The organism is Vibrio sp. 03_296 (assembly GCF_002265885.1).
On record NZ_NPKW01000098.1, the window covers coordinates 51,649 to 77,164 of the forward strand.

The window sequence follows — 25,516 nt, forward strand, 5'->3', positions numbered from 1 at the left end:
GTGTTGCCTAAATTTGGGCTCAATCTATTCAAATAATAATGAGATAAGCCAATCATGAAGAAAAAACCACTGACACTTCTCATAGCGGGGCTATTGGGAAGCACCGCTGTGTGGGCGCAACCTGAGTTGACGCTGGTACAGATCGGAGAGAAAACCGTCGAGCGTTTGGAATCGATCAAAGCGATGGCTGAACGCGGAGAAGGCGTGTTTGAGCGTGATGGGGAGCGCTGGATTACCTATAAAGATGTGGAATACCGTTTAAGCTATAAAAATGATATTAAGTTCCCATTCCTCCCTTACCAAGGAGGTGACGACACGCCTTATCGTAATGTGATCGACTTTGTGGATGAGAGTTGGGAGTTCATGATGTACAACGGTGGCTTCTATCTTATGAGCCGCGAGTTTGGCGTTTATGAATCGGATGAACAGGGCTGTTTTGTTGAATACATACCAGCGGCACATGGCTCAAAAAATAACGATGGCAGTTACGCATGGGAGCGCGATGTTACCTATCGCACGGAAACCAACGATTGTGGCGAGCTGGTTAAACCGAGTCTGACTTCGTTGACGGTATCGAGCGTGTCTGATCTCGGTGCCTCTTTTGATTGGCTAGGTCAAAACCCGTCAGACAAGGTGACACTCACGTTAACCAACTTAAGTGATGAAGAAGATGCTCGCCGCTATGACGCTGTCTCTGCGGGCTTTTTTATCGGCGGGCTCAAGCCTGAAACACAATATGAAGTGGCGCTGCGCTCTTGCAATTCGGTGGATTGTGCTGAGCCACAGTTAGTGCGTTTCACCACTCAAGCCTCTCGTGTTGGTTTTGCCGATGAGATCCCAACCCCGAACCATTTGCAAGGCAGTTTAGAAGGCGGTTTGGGCATCACGCAAACGCACACTTCGGTGGCACCAAATGGCAATGAACTGACGGGGCAAGGCCATTTGGATGTGATCATGAATCGTGACGCGATGCTGCTCTTCACGTCTTCGCAAGGCGAAGAGATCAACCAAATACGTGCTGAAGTACTCCTTGATGGCGAGGTGGTCCACAGCAGCTTGATGCTGCCGCCAAGTGCTCTGGCTGCATCGGATCAGCCTGATAATGGACGTATGAAAGTGGTCTTCTCTCATCATGCTTGGTCGCTGCCACTGCAATGGAACTGGATGAAGCCGGGTCTATCGCTGCGCTTGACCGACAACTTAGGCCGAGAAGGGGTACTAAGCCAAGGAGAGATCCAATTTGGTGGCGCACCAGAGTTGGTGATTCAAAACATCGACATGGGCATGCTTATTGAGCCGCGTAATCGCAATACCATGATCCAAAACTTACCGACGCTTGCGGCGGATTACTTCCAGAAAATCCCGGCCTCCAAGTTGGTGATGGCCGATTACACGCCAGCGCATTTCCCGATTGTGACGATGCCAAACGGCGTGGTGTACACCGATAAAAGCGCCAGCACAGGTGGTTGGCACAGTGGCGATATGCGCGAAGCGATTGGTAAAGCCATGGTATCGATTGGCATTAACAATGCCAACGTGGGTATTTTGACTAGCGCAGGTTATACCCAGCAGTACAATCGTCGCTTTAATCACATCACCGCCCATACCAACGTGGGTGTTTACACCAAAAAAGACACCGATCTACCCCAAGTGGTGGTGCATGGTGGCAGTGGTGGTGGTGGCATTGTCACGCTAGAAGCGACCACGGGCAACGAATGGTCACATGAACTTGGCCACAATTATGGGCTGGGGCACTGGCCGTATATGGCGTCGATTCACGATATGGAATCAGGCTGGGGATGGGATGCTTTCCATCAACGTTTTATCGGCAACCTGCATTGGAAAGGCAGTGTGTATACACAGCAACAAGGTGATGACATTGTTCCGCCATTCAAAGATGCGTTCCGTTTCCTCGTTGATGCTCAAAACGGCGGTGAGCAAGAGTATGTTGGTACGATTAGCCGCTTTACCCTTGAGCATCCAGCACAGTCGCGCAAAGCGCAGCGTTGGATGAACAGTGGTTTCAACCTTGATAGCAGTAGCCCAAGTGGCTATGTGCAGTGGGATCAAGCAGCGCAGCGTTATCAAACGGTCGAGACCGACACGCCAAAACCGCAACAAACGGGTGTGCCTGTGGTGACGCTGTTGGGAATTTACGACCCACTTAATATCAACCCAAGCCAAGTTTATCCACCGGTGTACTCGAACTACGGTAACGTGTTTGAATTGCCGCGGTCAGAGCAAGGAGAATTTCAGCCAGAAGGTTGGCAAGCCGTCGCTGATTTAACCCCTGAGCAGATTGCCAGCAATGTTTGGCAAACGCTTCGAATCAATGGCGAGCAACAACGCGTTTGTAAATTTACTTACCAATCTGCCAACGGCGATAGCGCGGTGTTTGTCGGTGGGGTGATTCCACAAACCAACCGATGTGGCACTGGTCTTGATATGCAATGGCATGTCAATCGCGATATGCAATCGGCGCCTGCAGATTACGAGCTGTTGTCTAAGTATGGTGTTGGTGCCGTCACTTACGCGCCAACGCCAGAAATCGGTGACGTTGAGCTCTGCACTCTGAACAAGAGCGGTAATGATCATGACGGTGCTGGCTTTGTTGTTGGTAGTTATTGCCAGCAAATTTCAGGGGTTATGCACAAATACGGGAAAACATGGCGCTACGCTCTACGTGGTGATGAAGTACTGCGCCCTAACTACCAGACGCAAGGTCAGTGTCAGTTAGATGTTGAGTTTGCAAATGGTGCCAGTGAGCGAGTGCTTCTCAATGCCTCTCGTCATAGTGTCAATGAAAGTAACAAGTTCCATGTTAACTTGCCGATGGATAACGGTGTACCAACATCGGTGGCATTGAGCTGTGCGGATGCCAATGGCGAAACACAAATCGCGCATTTGACGCCGGATCAAAACCCGCCAATTGATCAATTGAAAGGGCCGATCATCATTGGTCAGGAATATGGCTACAGCCAAGTGGTCGACACCACACCTACGTTTGCCGAAAACCAAGCGTTGTTGAATGTCGATTTTGCTACCATCGCACAATTTGATGCGTACGTTGCTGAGTACTATGGTCGTGGTACGTTGAATAACGGCGTGACTCATTCTGAACGTCGCGCAGGTGCACTGTATGTTTTCCTTAATCCAGAGCTTGGAACGCGAGACTACTTTGTGATGCGCCAGCAAGATGCAGGGGCATTCCCAGTTGATCAAACCGACAACCAAGATTGGAAATACCTCGGTTCGGCAGAAGAGCATATCAATTTTGCCTTCAATCCACTGCAGTTCGACCGTAGTTCAGAGAGTGCAGTAGAAGTAAAAGTGACCAGTTATTTTGGCTTGTCGCGTCTGATGAGTTGGGATGAACGCACTGCCACCACATGGCAAACCATGAACAGCGCTGTCTTTGTGGGGCAGGTTGACGGTGAAAATCACTACTTTATCCAGAAACGCCCGGGTGAAGGTGACGCATTCCCAACCAACGGTGAAACCAATCAAGATTGGTATTTCCTCGGTACTGACAGCACCATTCAAGCTTATCTGGATGAGCTCAATCGTGATTTAGCGAGTTTTGAACGTGCCGTGCTGCAATGGCATCAGCAAGAGGTCATGGGCGAATGGGGCAGCCATGGGCAACGTGGCAAAGTGAACGATATTTATCAGTACGCTTTCCGTGGTGGTTATCATTACTATCGCCTAAAAACCGAGAGTTATGGTTATTTCCCTTGGCCGACCGATGGCAATGCCACCAACCATCAATGGGAATATTTAGGGCAGTTTTGATCTAAATAATCACCACTCACGTAATCAAGCCAGTCGAATTGACTGGCTTTCCTCATTTTAAGCTCAAGAATAAGGAAAACTGGGCATTGATGCTAACCTTAGGTTTACAACGTGGAGAGAAAACACTATCTTACGCCGCGTTATTTTTACTCAATTGATGATTTAAGGAACTCATGGCTGTTTTAGACATTTTAACTGCACCCGATCCACGTCTACGCGTTGAATCAAAGCAAGTCACCGATGTGGCTGCGGTACAAACTCTGATCGATGATCTGCTAGACACACTTTACGCTACAGACAATGGGGTGGGCTTAGCTGCACCGCAAGTTGGCCGCGAAGAAGCGATTGTGGTGATTGACCTGTCTGAAAATCGCGATGAGCCATTAGTGCTGGTGAACCCAAAAGTGGTGAGTGGCAGCAACAAAGAAATGGGTCAAGAAGGCTGTTTGTCTGTTCCTGACTACTACGCCGATGTTGAGCGTTACACTTCTGTGGTTGTGGAAGCGCTTGATCGTAACGGTAAAGAGTTGCGAATCGAAACCAGCGAGTTTCTCGCGATCGTGATGCAACACGAGATTGACCATCTTTCTGGTAATCTCTTCATCGACTACTTGTCGCCACTGAAGCAGCAAATGGCGATGAAAAAAGTGAAAAAACACAACAAGCTTCGTGCTCGCTAATTGTGTGATGAAAAATGAAAAAGCCGCTTATCTTGAAGCGGCTTTTTATTGGTTTTTATCGGATTAAGAATGGCTTAACGCACAATCAGACCAAGTAGAATACCGACAGCACCGAAGTCCGCGTCACTGAAGGTGGTGTTGGCAAAGCCAAGATCACCCAGTACTGGCATCAGGAAGACAGGCAGGAAGGTGATCAGCAGACCTTGGGCAAAAGCCCCTAGGATTGCGCCACGGCGACCACCGGTGGCGTTACCAAATACCCCAGCCGCTGCACCAACGAAGAAGTGTGGAACCACACCTGGAATAATCACGGTTAAGCCCATTACGTACAGTAGGAACATGCCAAGCAAACCCGCAGCAAAACTTGATAGGAAACCCACCAATACTGCATTCGGGGCGTAAGGGAAAACCACTGGGCAATCTAGCGCAGGTTTAGCATTCGGTACGAGTTTGTCCGAGATGCCTTTGAACGCAGGTACGATTTCCGCAATCACCATACGCACACCTTGCAGGATAACGTACACACCACCGGCAAACGTGATGGATTGCATCAGCGCGAACATAAACCAATGTTTACCGCCGCTCACTTCACGCACAAAGTCACCGCCAGCGAAGAGACAAGTCACCATAAAAATGATGCCCATGGTAAACGAGATCGCCACTGGCGTGTCACGCAAGAACAGCAGGCTCTTTGGTACGTTCATCTCTTCAGTCGAGTGTTCTTTGTTACCAAATTTGCTGCCGATAAAGCCAGCCAACACGTAAGAAAGTGTGGAGAAGTGGCCAATTGCAACGTCGTCTGAACCCGTCACTTGTTTCATGTACTTGTGTGCAATCGCAGGGAAGAACACCATCACAGCGCCCACGACCAGTGAACCCAGAGCAATCAGAGGAACGCCACTCATACCGCTAGAAGAAAGGATGGCGGCAACCATCATCGACATAAACAAAGTGTGGTGACCCGTCAAGAAAATGAATTTCCACGGCGTAAAGCGAGCAATCAGAATATTCACCAACATGGCAAAGAACATGATCATCGCCATCTCTTTACCAAAGGCTTCTTGTGCAATCGACACGATGGCTTCGTTGTTAGGAACAACACCTGTGATGCCAAATGCTTGTTGGAAAATAGTGGCAAAATCGCCGAGTGAGCTTACGACCAAGCCAGCACCTGCGCCAAGCACGATAAAACCTAAGATGGTTTTAACTGTACCTTTGATACACTCGGTGACAGGCTTTTTCTGTGCGATTAGGCCGATGAGTGCAATCAGGCCCACCAAAACGGCAGGTTCTGATAGAACGTCATTCATTAAGAAACGGAAGAATTCCATAACGCCCCCTTAAAGTGCGCCAAGTTCTTGAAGTGCAGCAGATAAGCGATCTTTCATCGCCACTTTATCTACCATGTTATCTAGGCTGACAATCTTAGGTTCTACACCCAGAGATTTTAACTGATCGGTGATGTCGTTAGTGCCGATAAAGATGTCGCAATCGGTGCCTTTGGCACTGCCCAGATCAATATGATCAACGGCAGCGTCGACATTCAGATCTTTAACAATCGCTTTAATACTCATTTCCATCATTAGGCTAGTGCCTAAACCATGACCGCAAACAACCATAATTTTCATCATTCTGTACCTTATTGTTTATTTAAATCTATATAGGGGTATAGACAGGAGTTAATAGTTCTTGATGACCGCTAGGACATCGTCAGGAGTTTGAGCTTGGCAAATCTGTTCGACATGCTCTTCATTCATAAAAAGTTCTGCCAGTTTTGCAATTGCCCCGACATGGCTATTGCTGTCGGTAGCCGCAAGCGTCACCAGCATTTTTACAGGATCATTACCTTCAGAATCGAAATGAACACCTTGTTGAATAACGGTGATCGCCAACGCCAGGCGGTTGACGCCATCTTCTGGACGAGCGTGCGGCATGGCCATGCCCGGGCCAATCACATAGTAGGGCCCCAGTTCTTGGTGTGAGCGAAAAATAGCGTCGACGTAACGTGCTTCGACTGCACCATTATCAATGAGTGCCTGACACGATTTTTGAACCGCATCTTGCCAATCTGTTGCTTGAGGGTGGACTCGAATAACGTCAGAGGTAATCAGTTCACTTAGCATTGTTGTATTCCGATTTCTGTTGCTGAGATGGCGCTACTCTAACGATGATTTTGGCATAAAAACCAGATTGTGATCACAAATGATAGCGCTATCTGATAGCGCTATCATTAAGTGTGATAGCGCTACCATTTTTGCTAACACATTGAGTTTCATATGCTGGAGTTCAACCTTTCGTAAGCTACACTCTTCAGCATCTCTCCTCTGTGGTAAGATGCCGCAGCCTGCAAATAAGTAAAATTAATCCAATGAGCGAACCTCGAAAACGAAGAAGCACAGGGAGCGTCACCCTAGCCGATGTGGCCAAGAAAGCTGGCGTAGGAACCATGACGGTATCGCGTGCATTGCGCACACCAGAACTCGTCTCAGATAAGTTACGAGATAAGATTCAACAAGTCGTCGATGAGCTTGGCTACATTCCCAATAAAGCTGCTGGTGCACTTGCTTCGGCAGAGAGTTATTCGATAGCACTGATTTTGCCTTCATTGGTGGAGAAATCGTGTGCGCTGTTTTTGCCCTCTTTTCAGCACACGCTCAACAAGGCGGGTTACCAACTCTTGCTGGGTTACAGCGATTATTCGACAGAGCAAGAAGAAAAATTACTCAGCACGTTTCTGGAAGATAGGCCGGCAGGGGTGGTGTTGTTTGGCAGCAGCCACAGTGACCGCACGCATCAACTTTTGCACAGTGCCAACACGCAGGTTCTTGAAATTGCGGAACTGAGCAGCGAGCCTCGCTATATGAACATTGGCGTTGATCACTTTGATGTGGGCAAGGTTTGTACCAAACATTTGGTAGAACAAGGTTTTCGTAATATTGGCTTTATTGGTGCGCGTGGGAATCACTCAACTTTGCAACGAAAATTGCATGGTTGGCAAAGTGCCATGATTGAAAACTACCTCACGCCGGATCATTTTCTTACCACTCATGAGGCGCCATCGGCTCAATTAGGGGCTGAAGGTTTGGCAAAGCTGCTGTTGCGTGATTCTACGCTGGACGCGCTGGTGTGTAGCCATGAGGAAATTGCCATTGGGGCGCTGTTTGAATGCCATCGCCGCGTGCTCAAGGTGCCGGGCGATATGGCGATCATCTGTTTAGAAGGTTCCACGCTCGCTGAGCACGCTTATCCCAGCATCAGCAGTGCAGAATACGACTACGATAATATGGGCACACGCGCAGCGGAGAAGTTACTCCATGCGATTAAAGGTGAGCGTTTTCAAGAAGTGACGGATTTAGGCTTTCGACTCAAGCGCAGATCCAGTACGCAAGTGAAGTCGTAACAACAAGCGCATCCTTTACCCAAATTTACATGCTGGCGACGTTGCTTTACGTTAGGATTGTTACTCTAAAATAACCTTATAAATAAAGTGGATTTGGTTATGGACAGAGTAAAACAATCGATAGGGATCGCCGTCGCCATCATGACGCTTTTGTGGCTGCAAGCCGAGCCTTCGCTTCTCTCTTCACAAAATGTGTTTCAATGGCGCTCAGCCCTTGTTCAGTACTCCGGTATTCTGGCACTTATGATGTTCTCAGCCGCTATGCTGCTTGCGTTGCGCCTTGCCACTATTGAGCGTTGGACTCAGGGTATCGACAAAGGGTATCGGATCCATAAATGGCTTGGCATTGTGGGTTTATCGCTCGGTGTGTTTCATTGGTTTACTTACCATTTACCTAAATGGTTAATCTCTCTTGAGCTGCTGGAAAAACCGCTTCGCTTCGATGGCAGTGGCCCACATGGCCAGCTTTCTGAATGGGGCGTGTGGTTAAAACAAGCGAAACCTGTTGCCATGGCGATGGGGGAGTGGGGATTTTATCTGCTGATTGCCTTAGTCGTGGTGTCATTATGGTCTGCGGTTAAGTACAAATCCTTCCGCTTGAGTCACCAATTGATGCCAGTAGCTTACCTATTGATTGCTGCGCACGCTTTTATTTTGCTGAAAAAAGCGTATTTGGGCACGCCTATCTACTGGATCACGTTATTGTTTTTAAGCGTGGGAAGTTTGGCGGCGCTCTACAGTTTATTTGGATTGATAGGCAAGAAAGCACGCTATGCAGCCCAGGTAACTCGACTTCATTATTGCCCGAATAGCCAAACGTTGGATTTGACTGTCACGGTTGAAAACCGATGGAATGGGCACAAAGCGGGTCAGTTTGTCTATCTACGATTTGCCGATGAAGAGCCTCATCCCTTCACCATTGCTAGTGCAACGCAAGGCAATCAACTGCGTTTTCTCATTAAAGAACTGGGTGATTTTACCACGGGTTTACGCGATCGAATCCGTGTTGGTGAGCAGCTTGAAATCGAAGGGCCTTACGGTCAGTTTGATTTCTCAGCAAATAAAGCGCAGATCTGGATTGGTGGTGGGGTCGGGATTGCCCCGTTTATGGCCGGCTTAGAGGCCTTAGCCGCAATAGAACATTCCCGGCGCGTGCATCTTTTCTTCTGTTGCCAGAAAGTGGATCCGCAGATGTGTGAGGAACTTAAGCGTAAAGCGCACGCTGCTCACGCCTCACTGACCATTATCGATGCGAGCGTGGCCCCTTTGTTGACTGCGGAAGACATTGCTAAGCAATGCGGTGACCTGCGCGACTATGATTTCTACTTCTGTGGACCTGTGGCCTTCTCGCATGCCTTAAAGCAAGCGCTAAAACCCTATCGGGTCGATATTCGCCAGCGCTTTCACGAAGAATGGTTTGTGATGCGCTAACAAGAGAAAACGCAGCTTGAAATGGCTGCGTTTGTTGATTTAAACGGTGCTTATATTGAAAATCACGCGTCGTTTCCATTGAGATAAATAACGATAACGTCGTAGAAACAAGGGAAGAGGGCATCTCTTCCCTAAATAACACAGATTAACACCGATTTATTGGTCTAGATTTCGATGGTCTTTAGAACAAAACGGTAAGGTGAATATCGAAGCCACTGCCGTCAAAGGTTTCACCTGTTGAGGATACTTCATACTCGATATTGGTGTATTTGGCACCAACTGCGATTTGGCCAAGAGCTCCAGGCGCAAATGCGTACTCATATTGCACCACCAAACCTGCTGCATCATCGAATTCCACTTCGCCACTGCAGATCCCGCTGACATCACACTCATAGCTAACCGCGGTGTGATAGGTAAACCCTGCGCCTAACTTGTGGTTGCTTAAGCTCTTGAAAACTGTGAACTCAACGGGAACTCGGCTGAATGAGATATCACCGTTTGACGCATCAATAGTGTCAAACTTGTAACCTAGGGTGCCACGAAACAAGAAGTCTTGTGGAAGCGCTAAATCCGCCCCGCCAAAGATCGAAAAACCTTCGTTCGCTTTTATATCATCGCTATCGCCATTGACGAAAACGCCTTCACCCAGTTTATCGCCTCCAAAGCCATATCCAATGCCGACTACTCCTGTCAATACGTTCGCATTTGCATACGAAGAGGCCAATAAGCCCAACAGAAAAACTTTAGATAATGCCAACTTTTTCACACAAATTTCCTTATTGATATTTAACGTATTTTTAATAACTATGCGATTGAAATAATAGGTATATTTTATTTGCATAGAGGCGGGCGAAAATACCACAACACTCATTTGTTGCATTTATGATTTATCAAATACTTATCAATGATCACAAAAAGATTCTTATTGATTATTTTGTTTTTAATCATTGCTTTAGCACTACATTATTTAGCTTTTTGTTGTGTATTGATTCATGAGTTGCACTTGACACCTCGTTTGTTCAATTGTTAACCTCTTGCCATCCTTTCTTGCGGAGATAACGCCTACATGAACATCTAACTTCCCTACATTCCGATGATTTTTATTCATTCGGCTCTTGGAGTTAGTCGGCGTTATTGCGTTTTTTATTCTCAAATGAGTTTTCATTCCATCTGTGCGTCATGCATTGCTTGATGCCTGTGTTGCCACACGTGATGCTCGTAATTTTGCCTACTGACTTCTTACTTTTCTTTGAATCGTAAGGGGGTCTCTATGCCCGTTATTCACGCTCAGCAACTGAGCTATCAATTAAACAGCGGTGAATGGTTATTTCACCATCTTGATTTTCAACTTTCCGAGGGACGAACGGCGTTGGTAGGCCGAAATGGTGTGGGTAAGTCTCTCCTGCTGCAATTGCTGGTCGGCCAAAGGACGCCGACATCAGGTCACGTTGTTGCTCATGGCCGAATTGGCTACTACTCGCAACAAGCATCCGATCAAAAGCCACAAGGCTCCATTGCGCAATACCTTGGTGTCAGTCAAAAACTGAATGCCCTCAAGCAAATAGAAAAGGGCAGTGTGGATCCACTTCATTTTGAACAGCTGGAAGAAGATTGGCAGATTGAGCACACCACGCAAGCTTTGCTTGATGAGCTTAGGATCACGCAACCCCTCGATGCCAGTTGTCAGCAACTTAGCGGTGGACAGCTTGCGATGCTCACTTTAAAGCGCTTGTTTTTGGCGGACAACGAGGTGTTGATCCTTGATGAGCCGAGTAATCATCTCGACCACATTGGTAAACAATGGTTGATTGAGCAAATGAGGCTCGAGTCGCGGCCAATCTTGTTGGTGAGCCATGATCGCGCTTTGTTGATGGCGGTGGATCGAGTCGTGCGTTTGACATCAGAAGGGTTGCACTGGTTTGATGGTCACTATGCGCAATATCAGCAGCAGTGGCAGGCGCAGCAAGAAGCGGTGACTCGCAAGCTCAATCATCTGCAACGTGAACAAAAAGCAATACAACGCGAGATACAAAAGAGCAAAGAGAAAGCGCAGAAGCGAGAAAGCCAGGGTAAGAAAAAGCGTACGTCAGGTAGCCAACCCAAAATATTGACAGACGGCATGAAAAACAGCGCTGAAAATCGCCGCGCGAGCGCCAACATCAAGGAGCAAAATCAACTTAAGCGAAATCAGCATCTGCAACACAATTTAAAGCAGAAGTTGGTGCTAGAGGAAGAACCAAAGTTGTACTTGTCTGAAACGCATGAGTACAAAAAGAGGACGTTGCTGAATGTGAAAGATTATCGAACGCAAGGGCTTACGCACACGCCTCTCTCCTTTCAGCTCAAACAAGGAGAACGCTACCGTTTGTTTGGTGCCAATGGCGTGGGGAAAAGCAGGCTACTGAAAGCGTTGACCGGTCTACATAAGGAATACAGTGGTGAGATTTGCCGCTATGCGCCTGCGGTTTATCTTGACCAACACTACCAAATCATCAACCTTCAGCTCTCTTTGCTGGAAAATCTCACTCACTTTTGCTCTGGGATAACTACCAATGAGGCTCGTCTGTTGCTTGCTGGTATCGGTTTTCGTCGAGATAGCGTTGATCGGCAAGCGGCACATCTGAGTGGCGGTGAGAAAATGAAATTGGCGATGTTGATGGTAAGCCATGTACCTAACCAGCCTCTGTTGCTGTTGGATGAACCGGACAATCATCTCGATTTGGAATCCAAACAGGCATTGGCCCACGCGCTGGCCCGCTACCAGGGCGCATTAATTTTGGTGAGTCACGACGATCATTTTGTCGCTGAAGCGCAAATTACGCGGAGTTGGCATTTGTAACAACAAGCCAGCCACCTTGAGGTGGCTGGCGTTATCTTTACCCCGTAAATGCGGGCAGCATATTGGCCATGGCCAGCATATGGAAGATGGCGGTTAACACACCAAAACCCAGAACCAGAATGAGCACCGATATGCCACCTGGTACCACAAAGCCTTGGTAGCCATTCTCCATCGAACGAGATTTGTAGGCGAGAAGTACAGGGATGATACATGCCCAGACGGTGGCCGCCGCGCCAGCATAACCAATGGCAATGATGAAACCAAATGGGAACAGCAGCGACAAGATCAACGGTGGAAGGAAGGTGACTAACCAAGTTTGCGTTCTGCCCATTTTGCTGTTGCTGAATTGAAACAGATCAGCCAAGAAATCAAACACCCCTAATCCAACACCAATGAAAGACGAGAGAATCGCCGCCATCGAGAATGCGTTGATCGCGTGCGAGACCTTCTCTGATTCAATCACCGAACCCAGTGCTTTTAGCAGCACATCGACATTACCACCTTGCTCTATCACCGAGCCAAACTCTGAGCGAGGTAAGTTGCCGAAGATGCTCAGTAGCCATAAGAAATAGAGGCTAAGCGCAATAATCGTTCCGCCAAGAATGGCGTATTTGGCTTTTCGTTCATCACCGTAATAAGAGCGCATAGAAGAGACGGAATGGTGATAACCAAAAGAGGTTAGAGCAACGGGAAGCATCGCCATGGCGTAGGGCGCGTAATCTGCATTCTCATTGATGGTATCGAATAAAACGGAGGTTTTGACGTTGATCGCTAACCCTGAAACGCCAAAGATAAAACTGAGAACCATAAAGACAATGAGAATGACCGAGATACGGTCAACGGCGCGTGTTGAATGCCAAACAAAGGCCGAGAATACCGCAACGAATAAGACAGAGGCCACTTTACTGTCTATTTGCAGAACATCTTGCAAGATAAGACCAGAAGAAGTGATGTAAGCGTACAGCAAAATGCCACCTACAAAGTAAACCATCAAATTGTTGAACCAGTTTACTTTGTTGCCGAGCATATCTTTGGTGACGGTATTGAAGGAAACCCGCAGTTCGTAGTGTTTAAAAGCTTCGAGCAGCAGCCAACCAGATAGAGTCATGACGACCATGGTAAGAGTGAGAGCCAATAGAGACCAGAGCGTCCACGCGCCAGCCCCTGCGCTGGGGAGGCCGAGCATTCCTGCGCCGACACAGACGCTGGCAATAATGCACGCTCCCCCAATTAACGAGGGTTGCTTTGACATGATAATAATCCTTGAGTTTCACGTTATTGTTTAATCTATCGTTATCTTTTTTTGGCCAAAAAAACGCAGCCACTGTAGGGCTGCGTTTTGGCGAGTGTTATGCGTCGATTTCCTTCAGTCGCGCGGTAAAGTGACGAAGGACTTGCGGCTCATAGGTGAACTCGAGCCCTTTGACGTTTGCCGCATTGGCTTTGACTTTACCAAACGCTTCGATGATGAAATCCATGTGCGTTTGAGTATACGTGGCGCGTGGAATGGTTAGGCGCAGTAACTCCGCAGGACACGGGTGCTGCTTGCCTGTCGCAGGATCGCGCCCGAGGAGCAGCGAGCCGATTTCGACCGCGCGGATACCCGCGACCTTATAGAGCTCGCATGCTAAAGCATGGGCAGGGAACTGGTCTGCTTGAATATGAGGAAGCAGTTTACCTGCATCAACAAAGGCCGCGTGTCCACCGGCTTGCTGACAAACCACGCCAATGCTTTCGAGGCCATTCACCAAATATTCCACCTGGTTAATTCGGTAGGCCAGCCAATCTTGGCGCATACCATCGTATAGGCCAACCGCTAAGCGCTCCATCGCACCGCCTTCTAAGCCACCGTAAGTGGGGAAACCTTCTTGAACCACACACAAGGTGCGGCATTCTGTGTAAACATCTAGGAAGCTTTCATCTTTAAAGCAAAGCAGACCGCCCATTTGTACCATGGCGTCTTTTTTCGCTGACATGGCCAAACCATCAGCGTATTTGTAGCTTTCGCGGGTGATCTCCTCGATGCTCCAGTTTTGGTAATCCTTTTCGCGTTGCTGGATGAAATAAGCATTCTCCGCAAAACGGGCTGAGTCCATGATCACAGGGATCTCATAGCGTTGGGCAATCTCGTAAACCGCTTTTAAGTTAGCAAGTGAAACCGGTTGGCCGCCAGCAGAGTTACAGGTAATGGTGCTGACGATGTACGGCACATTGGCAGGGCCCGCTTCGAGAATCGCTTCTTCCAGCTTTTCTAAATCAAAATTGCCTTTAAAGTCGGCTTTCACGCCAGTATCAAAGGCTTCTTCGGTGTAGACGTTTTTCGCCACACAGCAGTTAATTTGCGTGTGACCTTGGGTGGTATCGAAGAAGTAGTTCGACAGGGCGACCATCTTAGAGCGATCCAATCCCTTTTCGATTTCACGTTTTTTGATCAACACAGGAATGTAGATTTGCTCTGCACCACGGCCTTGGTGTGTCGGAATGGTGAATTCGTAACCAAAAATGTCTTTTACGGCGTTGGCTAATGCGTGATAACTGCGGCTGCCACTATACGCTTCATCACCACGGAACATCGCCGCTTGCATATCTTGAGTGATGGCCCCTGTGCCACTGTCGGTCAGCAAGTCGATAAAGACATCTTCACTATCCAGTAGGAAAGGGTTCATGCCCGCTTTTAAAATCGCTTCTTCGCGATACTCGCGAGTGGTGCGTTTTACTGGCTCAATAACGCGAATACGAAAGGGTTCTGGAAGATGCTTAAAATTATCCATAATAGTTTCCTGAAATTTTAAATATACTTATTACCTCAAGAATAGTTTGTTTATTCTCGAGTGTTTTAAATTGATTGAAAATACCAGTGGATAGACGCGAAATATCATATTAAGCGCCAGTCTAATAACTGGTAAGAACAAGTAGATAAATTAAAATTCAATGGCTACAAAACGTACTAATAAACTAGTATGCGAGTTTTATTACATTAAGTAATATCTAATGTATTGAAAATTAATTTAATTGTGGGAATTAAGCAGGAAAGAAGAACGCGATTTTATAATCGAGTGTAAACCAGAGACTAGAAGTGTTGTATGTGGTCATAATATTCACCTAATTGAAATGAACCATTTCAGACTCATAGTCATTATGTATGAAAAAAATCCCTCGTCATTATTGTGATTATAAAAGTGAGAGATCTTAGACAAAAAATATTTTACCAATAATAAGCTGTTGTTTTTTCGATAAGCAATAAGTGGCAGGAAATAATGGCGTTCGGTTTTTCCTTTTGATTTGAGTGTGTAATTTATCCCCCAGCTCAATATGTTGAAGCTAATGAGTAGGGGGCTGTGGTCTATTGTTTGGCTAGCGTGGTGACACGCTATAGAGTTACAGTTCTATTTTCTTCACCATACCCGCTTCGGCGTGGCCTGGAATGTTACATGCAAACTCGACTTTGTTATCGCCGTGGAAATGCCACATCAGTTGTTTCGCTTTGCCTGGTTGAACGGTCACGGTGCTGCCGCTGTCATGTGCATGGTTGCCCATCTGCTTCATCATTTCACGATGTTCAAGCTGTTCAGCCATAGAGCCGATAGAAAACTCATGGTCGATTTTACCGGTGTTCATGACAACGAACTGCACTACGTCGTTTGGCTCAATTTTGACTTCTTTTTTAAAGGTGATTTTCATGTCATCGCTCAAAATAACATGCACGATTTTGTTTGGTTTTGAACCTTTGGCTGGCATACCAACATCCGACATGCCTTCCATTCCCATCATGTTCGAGTGGTCCATCTTCATGCTGCCTTCTTTCATGTTGCCGTGATCCATTTTACTGTGGTCCACTTTTCCATGATCCATCTTAGAATGATCCATTTTTGAGTGATCCATGGTGTTCGCAAATACTGCGGTGGCAGAGAAAGTCAGTGCTGCTGCAATCAGTGTTTTTGTCATTTTGTTCATGGTTTTTTCCTTTTTAAGTCGTGTTCTTTTTGTTTTCTGTTGTTGATTGTTTTGTTAAGGGGGCAGTCAGTACTGCCCCTGATTTTCTATTCGGTTTTAGTCAGTTCTTTGCTTTTCCATAACTTGAATATGGCAGGGAGAACCAATAGCGTGAGCAGAAGTGCTGAAGCCATGCCGCCAATCATCGGGGCTGCGATGCGTTGCATCACCTCAGAGCCCGTACCTTCACCGTACATGATTGGGATAAGGCCAATAATCACCGTTAGAACCGTCATCATGACTGGGCGTACACGTAAGCCAGCGCCTTCGCGGATCGCATCGGTGAGATCTTGTGGCTTAAGCGCTTGCTTGTTTTCTTCAGCGTGAAGCTTTTTGTAATGCCATGCTTGGTTGAGGTAGACGAGCATGATGACACCGATTTCCACCGCCACCCCGGCCAGTGCGATAAAGCCGACCCCTACCGCAATGGAGAAGTTGTAACCGAGGTAATGCATTAGCCATAGGCCTCCCACCATTGCGAGTGGTAATGTCGCCATAATGATCAGCACTTCACCAACGCGGCGGAAGCTGAAGTACAACAGCAGCATGATGATGGCTAAAGTAATTGGCACCACGACACTGAGTCGCTCTTTGGCGCGTTCCATATATTCATACTGACCAGACCAAGCAAGTGAGTAACCAGCAGGAAGTTCAAGCTGCTCTGCTACCACTTGTTGCGCTTCTTGTACGTAGGAGCCTAAATCGCGACCATCAATATCGACAAACACCCAGCCATTTGGACGTGCGTTTTCGGTTTTGATCATCGGTGGGCCATCTTCATAGCGAACATCCGCCACATCGGCGAGTGTAATGCGTGCTCCGTTTGGCGTTACCAGTGGTAGGTTTTGCAGTTTGACGACTGAATCACGATAATCTTGTGGGTAACGCACGTTAATCGGGTAGCGTTCTAGCCCTTCGATGGTCTCACCCACGTTCATGCCGCCCACTGCCGTGGAAACCACTTGTTGAACGTCTTTGATACTCAAACCGTAACGTGCTGCTGCTTTACGTTTGATGTCGATGGTGACATAACGCCCACCCGCAACACGTTCAGCGTAAACAGACGCAGTGCCTTGCACGCCTTTGAGGATCGGTTCGAGTTGGGCGCCAATCTGCTCGATCTCTTTCAAATCAGGACCCGCGATTTTAATCCCGATTGGTGTCTTGATACCCGTCGCGAGCATGTCGATACGAGTTTTGATAGGCATTACCCATGCGTTGGTTAAACCAGGGAATTGGACTAAGTTATCAAACTCCTTGCGAAGTGATTCTGTCGTCACGCCTTCACGCCATTGGTCGCGCGCTTTGAGCTGGATAACCGTCTCGATCATGGTCAGTGGAGCGGGATCAGTCGCGGTATCGGCACGGCCAATTTTGCCCCATACCGTTTCGACTTCGGGTACGGTTTTGATCAGTTTGTTGGTTTGTTGCAAGAGCTCACGCGCTTTACCGATGGAAATGCCCGGATAAGTGGTTGGCATGTACATCAAGTCGCCTTCATCCAATGGCGGGATAAATTCACTGCCCAGTTTACTGGTTGGATAGTAAGCCGAGGCCATCAGTCCCAGCGCCAGTACAATCATCGATTTCGGGTATTTCAGGCTTAAACTCAGTAGTGGTCGATAGAGCGAAACTAGCCCTTTGTTGACCGGGTTTTTGTGCTCAGGCAGTACGTTACCACGAATAAAGTAACCCATCAGCACAGGTACAAGTGTAATCGCTAGACCTGCCGCTGCCGCCATCGCGTAGGTTTTGGTGAAGGCAAGTGGCGAGAACATTTTGCCTTCTTGACCTTCAAGAGCGAACACGGGCACAAAGCTTAACGTAATGATAAGCAGTGAGAAGAACAGCGGTGCACCGACTTCTTCGGCTGCTTTGCCAATCACTTGCCAACGGTTTTTGTCCGTGAGTGGTGTCCGTTCGATGTGCTTGTGCACGTTTTCGATCATTACGATTGCCCCGTCCACCATGGCACCAATCGCAATCGCGATACCACCGAGAGACATGATATTGGCGTTAATCCCTTGCCAGTGCATGACAATAAAGGCAGAGAGAATACCGACAGGCAGGCTAAGCGCGATGACCAGTGACGAGCGAATGTGGAACAAGAACAGCGCACAGACGACGGCAACCACAATGAACTCTTCGGCGAGTTTTTTCCAAAGGTTCTCAACGGCGGCGTTGATCAGCGTTGAACGGTCATAAGTCGAGACGATTTCGACCCCTTCTGGCAGGCTGCGTTGCAGATCGGCCAGCTTGGCTTTGACGTTATCAATCACTTCGCTCGCATTTTCGCCAAAGCGCATGACAATAACGCCGCCTACGGCTTCCCCTTCACCATTAAACTCAGAGATACCACGACGCATTTGTGGGCCAATATTGATATCGGCAATATCCCCCAATAGCAGTGGCGTACCCTTGTCGGTCACCTTGAGTGGCAGTGACTGAATATCCTCGATACTGGTGAGATAGCCCGTTGTGCGCACCATGTGCTCGGCTTCTGCTACCTCAATCACGGACGCACCGCTTTCTTGGTTGCCGTTTAGGATGGCCATGTTGATTTGTTGCAAAGTCAGGTTGTATGCGCGCAATTTCGCGGGATCAATTTGCACTTGATACTGCTTGACCATGCCGCCAACGGTGGCGACTTCAGAGACCCCTTCGACCGTTTGCAGTTCATACTTTAGGAACCAGTCCTGTAGGCTTCGTAGTTGGGCTAAGTCATGCTTTCCTGTTTTGTCTTGCAACACGTAGCTGTATATCCAGCCCACACCTGTTGCGTCTGGACCGAGGGTAGGTTTGGCATTCGCGGGTAACTTTGGCGCGACTTGGCTTAAGTATTCCAATACGCGTGAGCGAGCCCAATACATGTCGGTCTTATCATTGAAGATGATGTAGACGTATGAATCACCAAAAAACGAGTAACCGCGCACCGTTTCTGCACCCGGTACCGCTAACATGGCGGTGGTGAGTGGATAGGTGACTTGGTCTTCCACGACCTGTGGCGCTTGACCTGGGTAACTGGTTTTTATGATCACCTGGACATCGGAAAGGTCGGGTAGTGCGTCAACGGGGGTATTTTTGACGCTATACAAACCACCAAGAGTCAGGAATACGGTGGCAATCAACACCAGAAAGCGGTTGTTGAGTGACCAGCGAATAATGGCAGGAATCATTGTTTACCTCCCAATACTTCAAGCTGTTTTAAAACGTACTCTGAGCCCTGTTTCGCTACTAGAAATCGTACTTTCTGCCCTTCTTCAAAGCCCGACAAATTGATCTCTTCACCTACGGAGAAGTTCATTTCACCTGAATCCCAGTTCCATTCAGCGACGGGAAGGTGGGAGAGGGTAACCATGCCAAAATCCGCCATCAGCATTGAGACATCACCACTTAGCCAGACTTCGTTAACGATGACGCTGTTGTCTGCTTTCAGCGCAATAATTTGGTATTGGCCTTCTGGGGTTTTCTCCATTTCAAACTCAATCGCTTGGCCTTTTTGTAGCGCACTCAGGTCTACACCTTGCGCGGTGTTGAAGTTCATGGTCATGCCTGGCCAGTTCCATTCAGGTACGGGCTGGTGGTTAATGGTTAACATGCCGTGATCTGCCATTAGATCGGTGATTTCACCTTTTGCCCATGCGGTTTCTGCCGCAGCTTCAACCCCGTTTATACGAGAGAGATCTGCGCTTTGACTGGATTCAGAGTCGAGCATAAAGTGCGCAGAAGTCACAATGCGATCATTGACGGTTAAACCTTGCAGCACTTCGATTTTATCACCCGCTTCGCGTCCAATTTCGATGCGCGCCGAGCGGTATTTACCTTCGCCTTCCGCTAGGACAACACGTGTCATGCCACCAGAGCGGATCACAGAAGATTTCGGAATCGTCAGAACGTCGGAGTCACTCACGGGTTGCAGTGTGATGTTGGCAAACATATTGGGTTTGAGTTCACCATTGGGATTGGCAAACTTCAGGCGCATACGTAGCGTGCGTGTTTTTGGGTCGAGAATAGGGTAAACATAGTCGATAGCTCCTTGCCACTCTTTACCGGGCAATGAATCCAACGTCATGCTGGCTTGGCTACCGTTGGTTAGCCAGTGCGCTTGTCGCTCGAACACTTCCGCATCCACCCAAACTTCGTTGAGGGGGCCAGCACTGATGACGGCTTGAGCGGGAGACAAATAGCCCCCTTCACGAATGTTTAGGCTGGCGATAACACCATTGGCTAACGCTTTGACTTCGATGGTTTGCGATGCTTTACCGCGGCGAAGGACTTGGTTTATCTGCTCGCGATCCACACCGAGTGAGAGGAGTCGTTCTGTTGCCCCCTTGACGAGCCCATCGCGGCCAGTGCGTTTGGCATTGAGCAGCTCTTCTTGCGCTTTAACCAGTTCAGGAGAGTAAAGCGTAAAGAGGACATCGCCTTTTTTCACCTGTTCGCCCACTGCATTGATGTAGAGTTTTTCTACCCAGCCGGAAACACGGACGTTGGTTTGCCAGAGCTTACTTTCGTCAAAGGCGATATAACCAACGGTTTCAATACGTGGAGATAGCTTGGCCAGTGTCACGCTATCGGTTTTGACACCGAGATTGTTTTCAACCGATGGATCGATTTTCACAGTACCTGCTTTGTCATTCGCACCGGCTAAATCTTCCGCATAAACAGGGATGAGGTCCATGCCCATTGGCGATTTTCCTGGCTTGTCACGTTTGTAGTTTGGGTCCATAGGAGCAACCCAATACAGAGGCTCATTGCTGCTTTGAGCGCTGCTTGTTGAGGCCATTGCACTCATATCGTGGCCACTCAAATAACTGTTTGTTGCGAATCCGACAGCACCGCCAACCAAAAGGGCAATAGTGGCAACTTGTAGTGTTTTCATGATTTTATTCCTTTGCTGATTGCTGACGAGTGGCATCGATATGGGTGAGTTCTGGTTTAGCAACGACATAGTTAAAACCACCAAGTAGCATGCTGAGGTTGCTGTTCACTTGGTTAAGGTCGGTGATGAGTCGTTGAGATTCCAGTTCGACGGCCAGCTCGTCACGAGTGGCGGCAATCACATCATTAAATTGTGCGGTACTGTTTTGGTAGCCTCGCTCAACCGCTTTGGTGCGAGCTTTAGCTTGTTCTACCAATGTGGTTTGGTAGCGCTCAAGGCGCTGTTCAAGATTGGTTCGATCAACCATCAGTGCATTGACCTTGGCATTCATCTGAGAGAGCAGTAGATCTTTCTGTGATTGAGCGGCACCCACCTGATATTGTGCGGCAGCATGATTACGATCTTGGCGGTTGCCGGTAAACAGAGGAATATCCATGGTTAAATAGGCACTGACCAAATCAGAGGCTGGCTCACCTTTCATGTTGTTCGCTTGGCGATACGCATACATCACTTCGACACCAAACTGCGGAGTGTAGGATTGCTCTGCCAGTTCCACCTGCGTCTGGCTAACGGCGATACTCGCATCGGCCATTCGCACCATCGGATGTTGTGCGAGAAGTGAAAAGTATTGCTCATTGTTGACCGACGCGAGCAGAGTATCGAGCGATTGCCAGTTCAGTTGATTGGTCGCTTGCAGCATGGTTTGTTTACCCAACCATTCGCTACCTAACCACTCAGACATTTGTGACAGAATGCGACGTTGCATCTGTTGGTTGGCTTGCAGCTTTTCTTCTAATTGGCTGACTTGCAACTGTGCGTTGAGCAGGTCTTGGGCTTCACTCTTACCAATCGAATAGTTGGTACTGATGAAACTTTCCAGCTCACGCATTAAACGCTGATTTTCACGTAGAACGCGTTCAGCTTGCTGCTGATAGCCGAGTTCCAGCCAAAGTTGCGTCATACTGTTGGCCACTTCCCGTTCGCGGGTGTCGACTTGAAGCGCCATACCATCGGCTTGCTGAGTGGCTTTTTTACTCTGTAAGTCTAGCGTTGAACCTCGTTCAAACTGCTGCATTAGACCAACAGAAATGTTGGTCATTGGGTCTTCGTCGAACTTAAAGCTATCGACCGGTAAACCACCAAAACCCACTTTGAGTTTGGGATCCATGAGAGTCGCAGCGGCGACACCGGTTTCTCGCATTGCTTGCGATTGGGCATAGAACTGCTTGCGGCTGGCGTCGTTTGCCAGAGCTTGCTCAATAAGCAGCGTTAAAGGTTCACTCTTGGAAAGTGACTGACTTGGGCTGGCAACGACTGATTGTGCCATCACTGGAGTCACCACCAGAGCAGATACGCTGATGCACAGCGCTAAAAGGCTCGGTTTCATTTTTATAATCCAATCTGCACGTCAAAAAGCGACGTGAAAATACACACCACAGCTCGTTAGAGCTTGTGATACGACATATCGATGATCGGATTACGCTATCGGGGGGCGATAGAGAGATTGCTGTCTTTGGATGACCAATGTGGAGGATTCATGCGGAATCAACGCCAACTGGTAATGGGCTTGTAGGCTGTAGCTACTTTGTGGAAGAAAGGCAAAAACACTCACGCAGGCTGCAGTACAGCAACTATGAATGGCAAGGTCATCATTCATACAGGGTGGGTGACTGTTTTTCTCAGAAGAGGGGGGCATATGCATCGCATGAGAAGACATCTCATCCATTGTCATTGAGCAGGCAGAGGCGACATCGGTTTGTATTGAGGATGCATTGAGCATTTGAAAAGTCATTAAAGGCGCGCTGGAGGCAAAACTTGAGCTCAGCATGGCGAACATACTGATAAAGGATATCCAGAATATGCGAAGAGAAGAGAAACGCATGTCGTGCCTTTAATGAAAAACTTAGCGACACTCTAAAGCTTTACCCTAGGGTAAGGTCAAGCCTAGATTACTTAAAGTTTGATATCACAAGGTTTGTTACCCAGTGAGGACGTGTTACGGTTTTGCTGCTAACTTATTGGTCAGACCAGGTGAGCTAGGGATTTGCTCATTTTTAACGCAATGAAAGGAATGACTGTGCGTTTACATAAAATTCAAGGTTATATTCAGATCATGTACTTGGTGGAATATCCCGACAAACTTCTTTTGCTTGATGGGGCGAGTCGCGCGGACATTTCCTATCTGCGCCGTTTCATTGAACAGGATTTAACGCGTTCTTTTTGTGATTTGAAAGTGGTCGTGGTGACACACATGCATCCAGACCATGCTGGCGGTGCGCATCGATTACGTCAGTTGACGGGATGCCAAGTCGTGGCAGCCAATCGAGATCTCGATTGGTATCATGGTGTTGATGGCTGGTTGATGCATCTGACAGACTTACTGTTGGCAGCATGGATGGCAAATCGGTTAAAAAAACCGTGGCGAAATCTATGGTATTCACGAGCGTTAAACCCAGATCATAAGCTCAATGATGGTGAATGCATTCCGGAGTTTCCTGAGTGGGTGGTGCTTGAAACGCCCGGTCATACCGATCGCGATTTGTCGGTGTATCATGCTGAACAGGGGATTCTGTATGTGGCGGATTTGATGGTTGAAGTGAAACGAAAGCTCATCGCGCCATTTCCCATTTTCCATCCCAACAAATATCGCGCTTCATTAGAGCGCGTTTTCCACATGCAGCCGACAACCTTGCTGTTGGCTCATGGCGGAGAGCGTACGTTTGATCTTGCCGCATACCAGCATATTTTGGACACCTCCCCTCAACGCCCTGTGACTCACTGGCGAGTGACAAAAATCAAGCTACGTGGTTTGTGGCGTTCGCTCTGGAAAAAGAGCCAATAAAAAACGGAGAGCCGAAGCTCTCCGTGGAATGAGATGACAAATCTCGTTAGTTGGCCAAAATGTGTGACTGGCTTGGGTCTACCAATACGCGATCAGCCATGCCTTGGCGGCCCAACAACATCATGTAAGTCATGTCTTGGCGATTACTCAAGGTAATGTCAATTGGCCACTCTTGATCGGCTAAGCGCAGAGTGGTGGTGATCACGCAGCGGTGTTCAAAGGTACCGTTTGATGATTTGACCTTTCTATTGCCTTTTAGTCGAGCGCAACAGCGTACCGTTTTCGCCAGATTATAAACATCTGGGTGAAGATCGAACTCAACGTATTCTTTGCCGTCTTTCTTTATGCAGATCAAATTATCCACGTGCAGAGAAGAAGTCTGCGCGCCAGTATCAATTCGTGTCTCTAGGTGAGTAATCCCTAACTCTGGTAAGCAGACAGCTTCAGTATTTCCAATGATCAGTTTCTGAGTCATAGTCATTATCCAAGCTTGCTTCGCAATTTTAAGAATAGTGGAAGTCTGGCTTCCACCGCGTCATTAACCTCTACCTTTGGTACGGTTTGAATTTGGTTTGGCGTTCTTTTCGATAAACTCGTAAATCATGCCTGCCACATCTTTGTTGGTCGCTTGTTCGATACCTTCTAAACCAGGAGAAGAGTTTACTTCCATGACCACAGGGCCATTTTTAGATTGAAGAATATCAACACCACACAGGTTTAGCCCCATTACTTTTGCCGCATTAATAGCGGTAGCACGCTCTTCTTTGCTCAAACGAACCAATTGCGCACTGCCACCACGGTGTAAGTTAGAACGGAACTCGCCTTCTTTCGCTTGACGTTTCATCGCAGCAATCACTTTGTTGCCCACAACGAAACAGCGAATGTCTGCGCCTTTTGCTTCTTCAATGAATTCTTGCACCATGATATTGGCTTTTAAACCCATGAAGGCTTCAATGACACTTTCTGCCGCTTTATTGGTTTCTGCCAATACCACACCAATGCCTTGCGTGCCTTCCAGTAACTTAATCACCAAAGGTGCGCCGCCTACATTGCGGATCACGTCTTGGATGTTGTCTGGATGGTGAGCAAAACCGGTACGTGGCAAACCAATGCCTTTACGTGACAACAATTGCAGAGAGCGCAATTTATCGCGAGAGCGGCTGATGGCAACGGATTCGTTAACCACGAAAGTGCCCATCATTTCAAACTGGCGGACGACCGCTGTACCGTAGAAAGTGACAGAGGCACCAATGCGCGGAATGATGGCATCGTATTGCGGCAATTCTTCACCCTTATAGCGGATCTTCGGGTTGTTACTCGTAATATCCATATAGCAGTGTAACGTGTCGATCACGTCGACCTCGTGACCACGTGCTTCACCCGCCTGTTTTAGACGCATGGTGGAATACAGATTCTCATTACGAGAAAGAATAGCAATACGCATGGCAATTCCTTAGTAAGTCAGTACCAGTTTTAAATAATTGTAGGATAAAGCGAACAGGTTTAAATGATGTGACATGAACCGAATAAATCGGCACTAACCATTCGCTAATACGATTAAGGAGTGTGGTAGGACACCACATCGTTTAGAGGTGCGCACCTTAGTTTTTTTTATAAGACGATGAAAACGAAAAAAAATCATCGTAATGACAAAAAA

Annotated in this window: 20 protein-coding genes; 6 read left to right on the top strand and 14 right to left on the bottom strand. The window is 47.8% G+C overall.

Features of this window, described 5'->3' with window-relative positions:
• Positions 1-54: 54 nt before the first annotated feature.
• Together CIK04_RS11950 and def are read left to right on the top strand one after the other, a co-directional pair.
• A complete protein-coding gene (locus CIK04_RS11950; RefSeq protein ID WP_097352254.1) occupies positions 55-3,792 on the top strand; it encodes a M66 family metalloprotease in 3,738 nt (1,245 codons plus the stop codon).
• Positions 3,793-3,965: 173 nt separating this feature from the next.
• Positions 3,966-4,472: a peptide deformylase gene (gene def, locus CIK04_RS11955; RefSeq protein ID WP_017421556.1), complete on the top strand. Its 507-nt coding sequence runs from the start codon at positions 3,966-3,968 to the stop codon at positions 4,470-4,472.
• Positions 4,473-4,546: 74 nt separating this feature from the next.
• Here the strand turns inward: def and CIK04_RS11960 are convergent, their stop codons facing one another.
• The 3 genes from CIK04_RS11960 to CIK04_RS11970 are packed head-to-tail and all read right to left on the bottom strand — an operon-like array spanning position 4,547 to position 6,595.
• Complete coding sequence (locus CIK04_RS11960; RefSeq protein WP_017421557.1) at positions 4,547-5,803, bottom strand: PTS ascorbate transporter subunit IIC; 1,257 nt, start codon at positions 5,801-5,803, stop codon at positions 4,547-4,549.
• A gap of 9 nt (positions 5,804-5,812) precedes the next feature.
• Complete coding sequence (locus tag CIK04_RS11965) at positions 5,813-6,100, bottom strand: PTS sugar transporter subunit IIB (RefSeq protein ID WP_038940415.1); 288 nt, start codon at positions 6,098-6,100, stop codon at positions 5,813-5,815.
• Between the two features lie 51 nt (positions 6,101-6,151).
• Positions 6,152-6,595, bottom strand: coding sequence for a PTS sugar transporter subunit IIA (locus tag CIK04_RS11970; RefSeq protein ID WP_011081777.1), 444 nt, complete (start codon positions 6,593-6,595; stop codon positions 6,152-6,154).
• Positions 6,596-6,840: 245 nt separating this feature from the next.
• Here CIK04_RS11970 and CIK04_RS11975 point away from each other — a divergent pair, with 245 nt between their 5' ends.
• Complete coding sequence (locus CIK04_RS11975) at positions 6,841-7,872, top strand: LacI family DNA-binding transcriptional regulator (RefSeq protein WP_026050660.1); 1,032 nt, start codon at positions 6,841-6,843, stop codon at positions 7,870-7,872.
• Positions 7,873-7,971: 99 nt separating this feature from the next.
• Positions 7,972-9,303, top strand: a complete 1,332-nt coding sequence (locus CIK04_RS11980; protein WP_176463326.1) for a ferric reductase-like transmembrane domain-containing protein — start codon at positions 7,972-7,974, stop codon at positions 9,301-9,303.
• A 181-nt stretch (positions 9,304-9,484) separates the two neighbouring features.
• On the opposite strand, the gene CIK04_RS11985 is transcribed toward CIK04_RS11980, so the two are convergent.
• On the bottom strand, positions 9,485-10,069 hold the full coding sequence (locus CIK04_RS11985; RefSeq protein ID WP_232708600.1) for a hypothetical protein: 585 nt from the start codon (positions 10,067-10,069) through the stop codon (positions 9,485-9,487).
• 504 nt (positions 10,070-10,573) lie between these two features.
• Here CIK04_RS11985 and CIK04_RS11990 point away from each other — a divergent pair.
• Entirely contained in the window at positions 10,574-12,142 is a 1,569-nt protein-coding gene (locus tag CIK04_RS11990) for an ATP-binding cassette domain-containing protein (protein WP_097352251.1), read from the top strand.
• Positions 12,143-12,179: 37 nt separating this feature from the next.
• Here the strand turns inward: CIK04_RS11990 and CIK04_RS11995 are convergent, their stop codons facing one another.
• The 8 genes from CIK04_RS11995 to CIK04_RS12030 form a co-directional block, all read right to left on the bottom strand.
• Positions 12,180-13,394: an aromatic amino acid transporter gene (locus tag CIK04_RS11995; RefSeq protein ID WP_097352250.1), complete on the bottom strand. Its 1,215-nt coding sequence runs from the start codon at positions 13,392-13,394 to the stop codon at positions 12,180-12,182.
• 97 nt (positions 13,395-13,491) lie between these two features.
• Positions 13,492-14,913, bottom strand: a complete 1,422-nt coding sequence (tnaA, locus tag CIK04_RS12000) for a tryptophanase (protein WP_017421563.1) — start codon at positions 14,911-14,913, stop codon at positions 13,492-13,494.
• Between the two features lie 250 nt (positions 14,914-15,163).
• Positions 15,164-15,235: a tryptophanase leader peptide gene (tnaC, locus tag CIK04_RS35520; RefSeq protein ID WP_123773448.1), complete on the bottom strand. Its 72-nt coding sequence runs from the start codon at positions 15,233-15,235 to the stop codon at positions 15,164-15,166.
• A gap of 285 nt (positions 15,236-15,520) precedes the next feature.
• Entirely contained in the window at positions 15,521-16,087 is a 567-nt protein-coding gene (locus CIK04_RS12010; RefSeq protein ID WP_176463328.1) for a cupredoxin family protein, read from the bottom strand.
• A 95-nt stretch (positions 16,088-16,182) separates the two neighbouring features.
• Positions 16,183-19,311, bottom strand: a complete 3,129-nt coding sequence (locus tag CIK04_RS12015) for an efflux RND transporter permease subunit (protein WP_097352248.1) — start codon at positions 19,309-19,311, stop codon at positions 16,183-16,185.
• Positions 19,308-21,017: an efflux RND transporter periplasmic adaptor subunit gene (locus CIK04_RS12020; RefSeq protein ID WP_097352247.1), complete on the bottom strand. Its 1,710-nt coding sequence runs from the start codon at positions 21,015-21,017 to the stop codon at positions 19,308-19,310. The genes CIK04_RS12015 and CIK04_RS12020 overlap by 4 nt, the downstream gene beginning before the upstream one ends.
• A gap of 4 nt (positions 21,018-21,021) precedes the next feature.
• Positions 21,022-22,404: a TolC family protein gene (locus tag CIK04_RS12025; protein WP_017791251.1), complete on the bottom strand. Its 1,383-nt coding sequence runs from the start codon at positions 22,402-22,404 to the stop codon at positions 21,022-21,024.
• A gap of 90 nt (positions 22,405-22,494) precedes the next feature.
• On the bottom strand, positions 22,495-22,899 hold the full coding sequence (locus tag CIK04_RS12030; protein ID WP_176463327.1) for a hypothetical protein: 405 nt from the start codon (positions 22,897-22,899) through the stop codon (positions 22,495-22,497).
• A gap of 189 nt (positions 22,900-23,088) precedes the next feature.
• Between CIK04_RS12030 and CIK04_RS12035 the strand changes: the two genes are divergently transcribed.
• Positions 23,089-23,859 carry an MBL fold metallo-hydrolase gene (locus CIK04_RS12035; protein ID WP_097352246.1) on the top strand — a complete coding sequence of 257 codons (771 nt, stop codon included), beginning with the start codon at positions 23,089-23,091 and terminating at the stop codon, positions 23,857-23,859.
• 46 nt (positions 23,860-23,905) lie between these two features.
• On the opposite strand, the gene CIK04_RS12040 is transcribed toward CIK04_RS12035, so the two are convergent.
• Positions 23,906-24,334 carry a RimK/LysX family protein gene (locus CIK04_RS12040; protein WP_026050663.1) on the bottom strand — a complete coding sequence of 143 codons (429 nt, stop codon included), beginning with the start codon at positions 24,332-24,334 and terminating at the stop codon, positions 23,906-23,908.
• A 63-nt stretch (positions 24,335-24,397) separates the two neighbouring features.
• Positions 24,398-25,303: a 30S ribosomal protein S6--L-glutamate ligase gene (gene rimK, locus CIK04_RS12045; RefSeq protein ID WP_011081763.1), complete on the bottom strand. Its 906-nt coding sequence runs from the start codon at positions 25,301-25,303 to the stop codon at positions 24,398-24,400.
• Positions 25,304-25,516: the final 213 nt, after the last annotated feature.

Excerpts from the sequence above, each read along its gene's own strand:
- CIK04_RS11950 (WP_097352254.1), top strand. The coding sequence starts at position 55 with ATGAAGAAAAAACCACTGACACTTCTCATAGCGGGGCTATTGGGAAGC.
- def (WP_017421556.1), top strand. The coding sequence starts at position 3,966 with ATGGCTGTTTTAGACATTTTAACTGCACCCGATCCACGTCTACGCGTT.
- CIK04_RS11960 (WP_017421557.1), bottom strand. The coding sequence starts at position 5,803 with ATGGAATTCTTCCGTTTCTTAATGAATGACGTTCTATCAGAACCTGCC.
- CIK04_RS11965 (WP_038940415.1), bottom strand. The coding sequence starts at position 6,100 with ATGAAAATTATGGTTGTTTGCGGTCATGGTTTAGGCACTAGCCTAATG.
- CIK04_RS11970 (WP_011081777.1), bottom strand. The coding sequence starts at position 6,595 with ATGCTAAGTGAACTGATTACCTCTGACGTTATTCGAGTCCACCCTCAA.
- CIK04_RS11975 (WP_026050660.1), top strand. The coding sequence starts at position 6,841 with ATGAGCGAACCTCGAAAACGAAGAAGCACAGGGAGCGTCACCCTAGCC.
- CIK04_RS11980 (WP_176463326.1), top strand. The coding sequence starts at position 7,972 with ATGGACAGAGTAAAACAATCGATAGGGATCGCCGTCGCCATCATGACG.
- CIK04_RS11990 (WP_097352251.1), top strand. The coding sequence starts at position 10,574 with ATGCCCGTTATTCACGCTCAGCAACTGAGCTATCAATTAAACAGCGGT.
- CIK04_RS11995 (WP_097352250.1), bottom strand. The coding sequence starts at position 13,394 with ATGTCAAAGCAACCCTCGTTAATTGGGGGAGCGTGCATTATTGCCAGC.
- tnaA (WP_017421563.1), bottom strand. The coding sequence starts at position 14,913 with ATGGATAATTTTAAGCATCTTCCAGAACCCTTTCGTATTCGCGTTATT.
- CIK04_RS12010 (WP_176463328.1), bottom strand. The coding sequence starts at position 16,087 with ATGACAAAAACACTGATTGCAGCAGCACTGACTTTCTCTGCCACCGCA.
- CIK04_RS12015 (WP_097352248.1), bottom strand. The coding sequence starts at position 19,311 with ATGATTCCTGCCATTATTCGCTGGTCACTCAACAACCGCTTTCTGGTG.
- CIK04_RS12020 (WP_097352247.1), bottom strand. The coding sequence starts at position 21,017 with ATGAAAACACTACAAGTTGCCACTATTGCCCTTTTGGTTGGCGGTGCT.
- CIK04_RS12025 (WP_017791251.1), bottom strand. The coding sequence starts at position 22,404 with ATGAAACCGAGCCTTTTAGCGCTGTGCATCAGCGTATCTGCTCTGGTG.
- CIK04_RS12030 (WP_176463327.1), bottom strand. The coding sequence starts at position 22,899 with ATGCGTTTCTCTTCTCTTCGCATATTCTGGATATCCTTTATCAGTATG.
- CIK04_RS12035 (WP_097352246.1), top strand. The coding sequence starts at position 23,089 with ATGACTGTGCGTTTACATAAAATTCAAGGTTATATTCAGATCATGTAC.
- CIK04_RS12040 (WP_026050663.1), bottom strand. The coding sequence starts at position 24,334 with ATGACTCAGAAACTGATCATTGGAAATACTGAAGCTGTCTGCTTACCA.
- rimK (WP_011081763.1), bottom strand. The coding sequence starts at position 25,303 with ATGCGTATTGCTATTCTTTCTCGTAATGAGAATCTGTATTCCACCATG.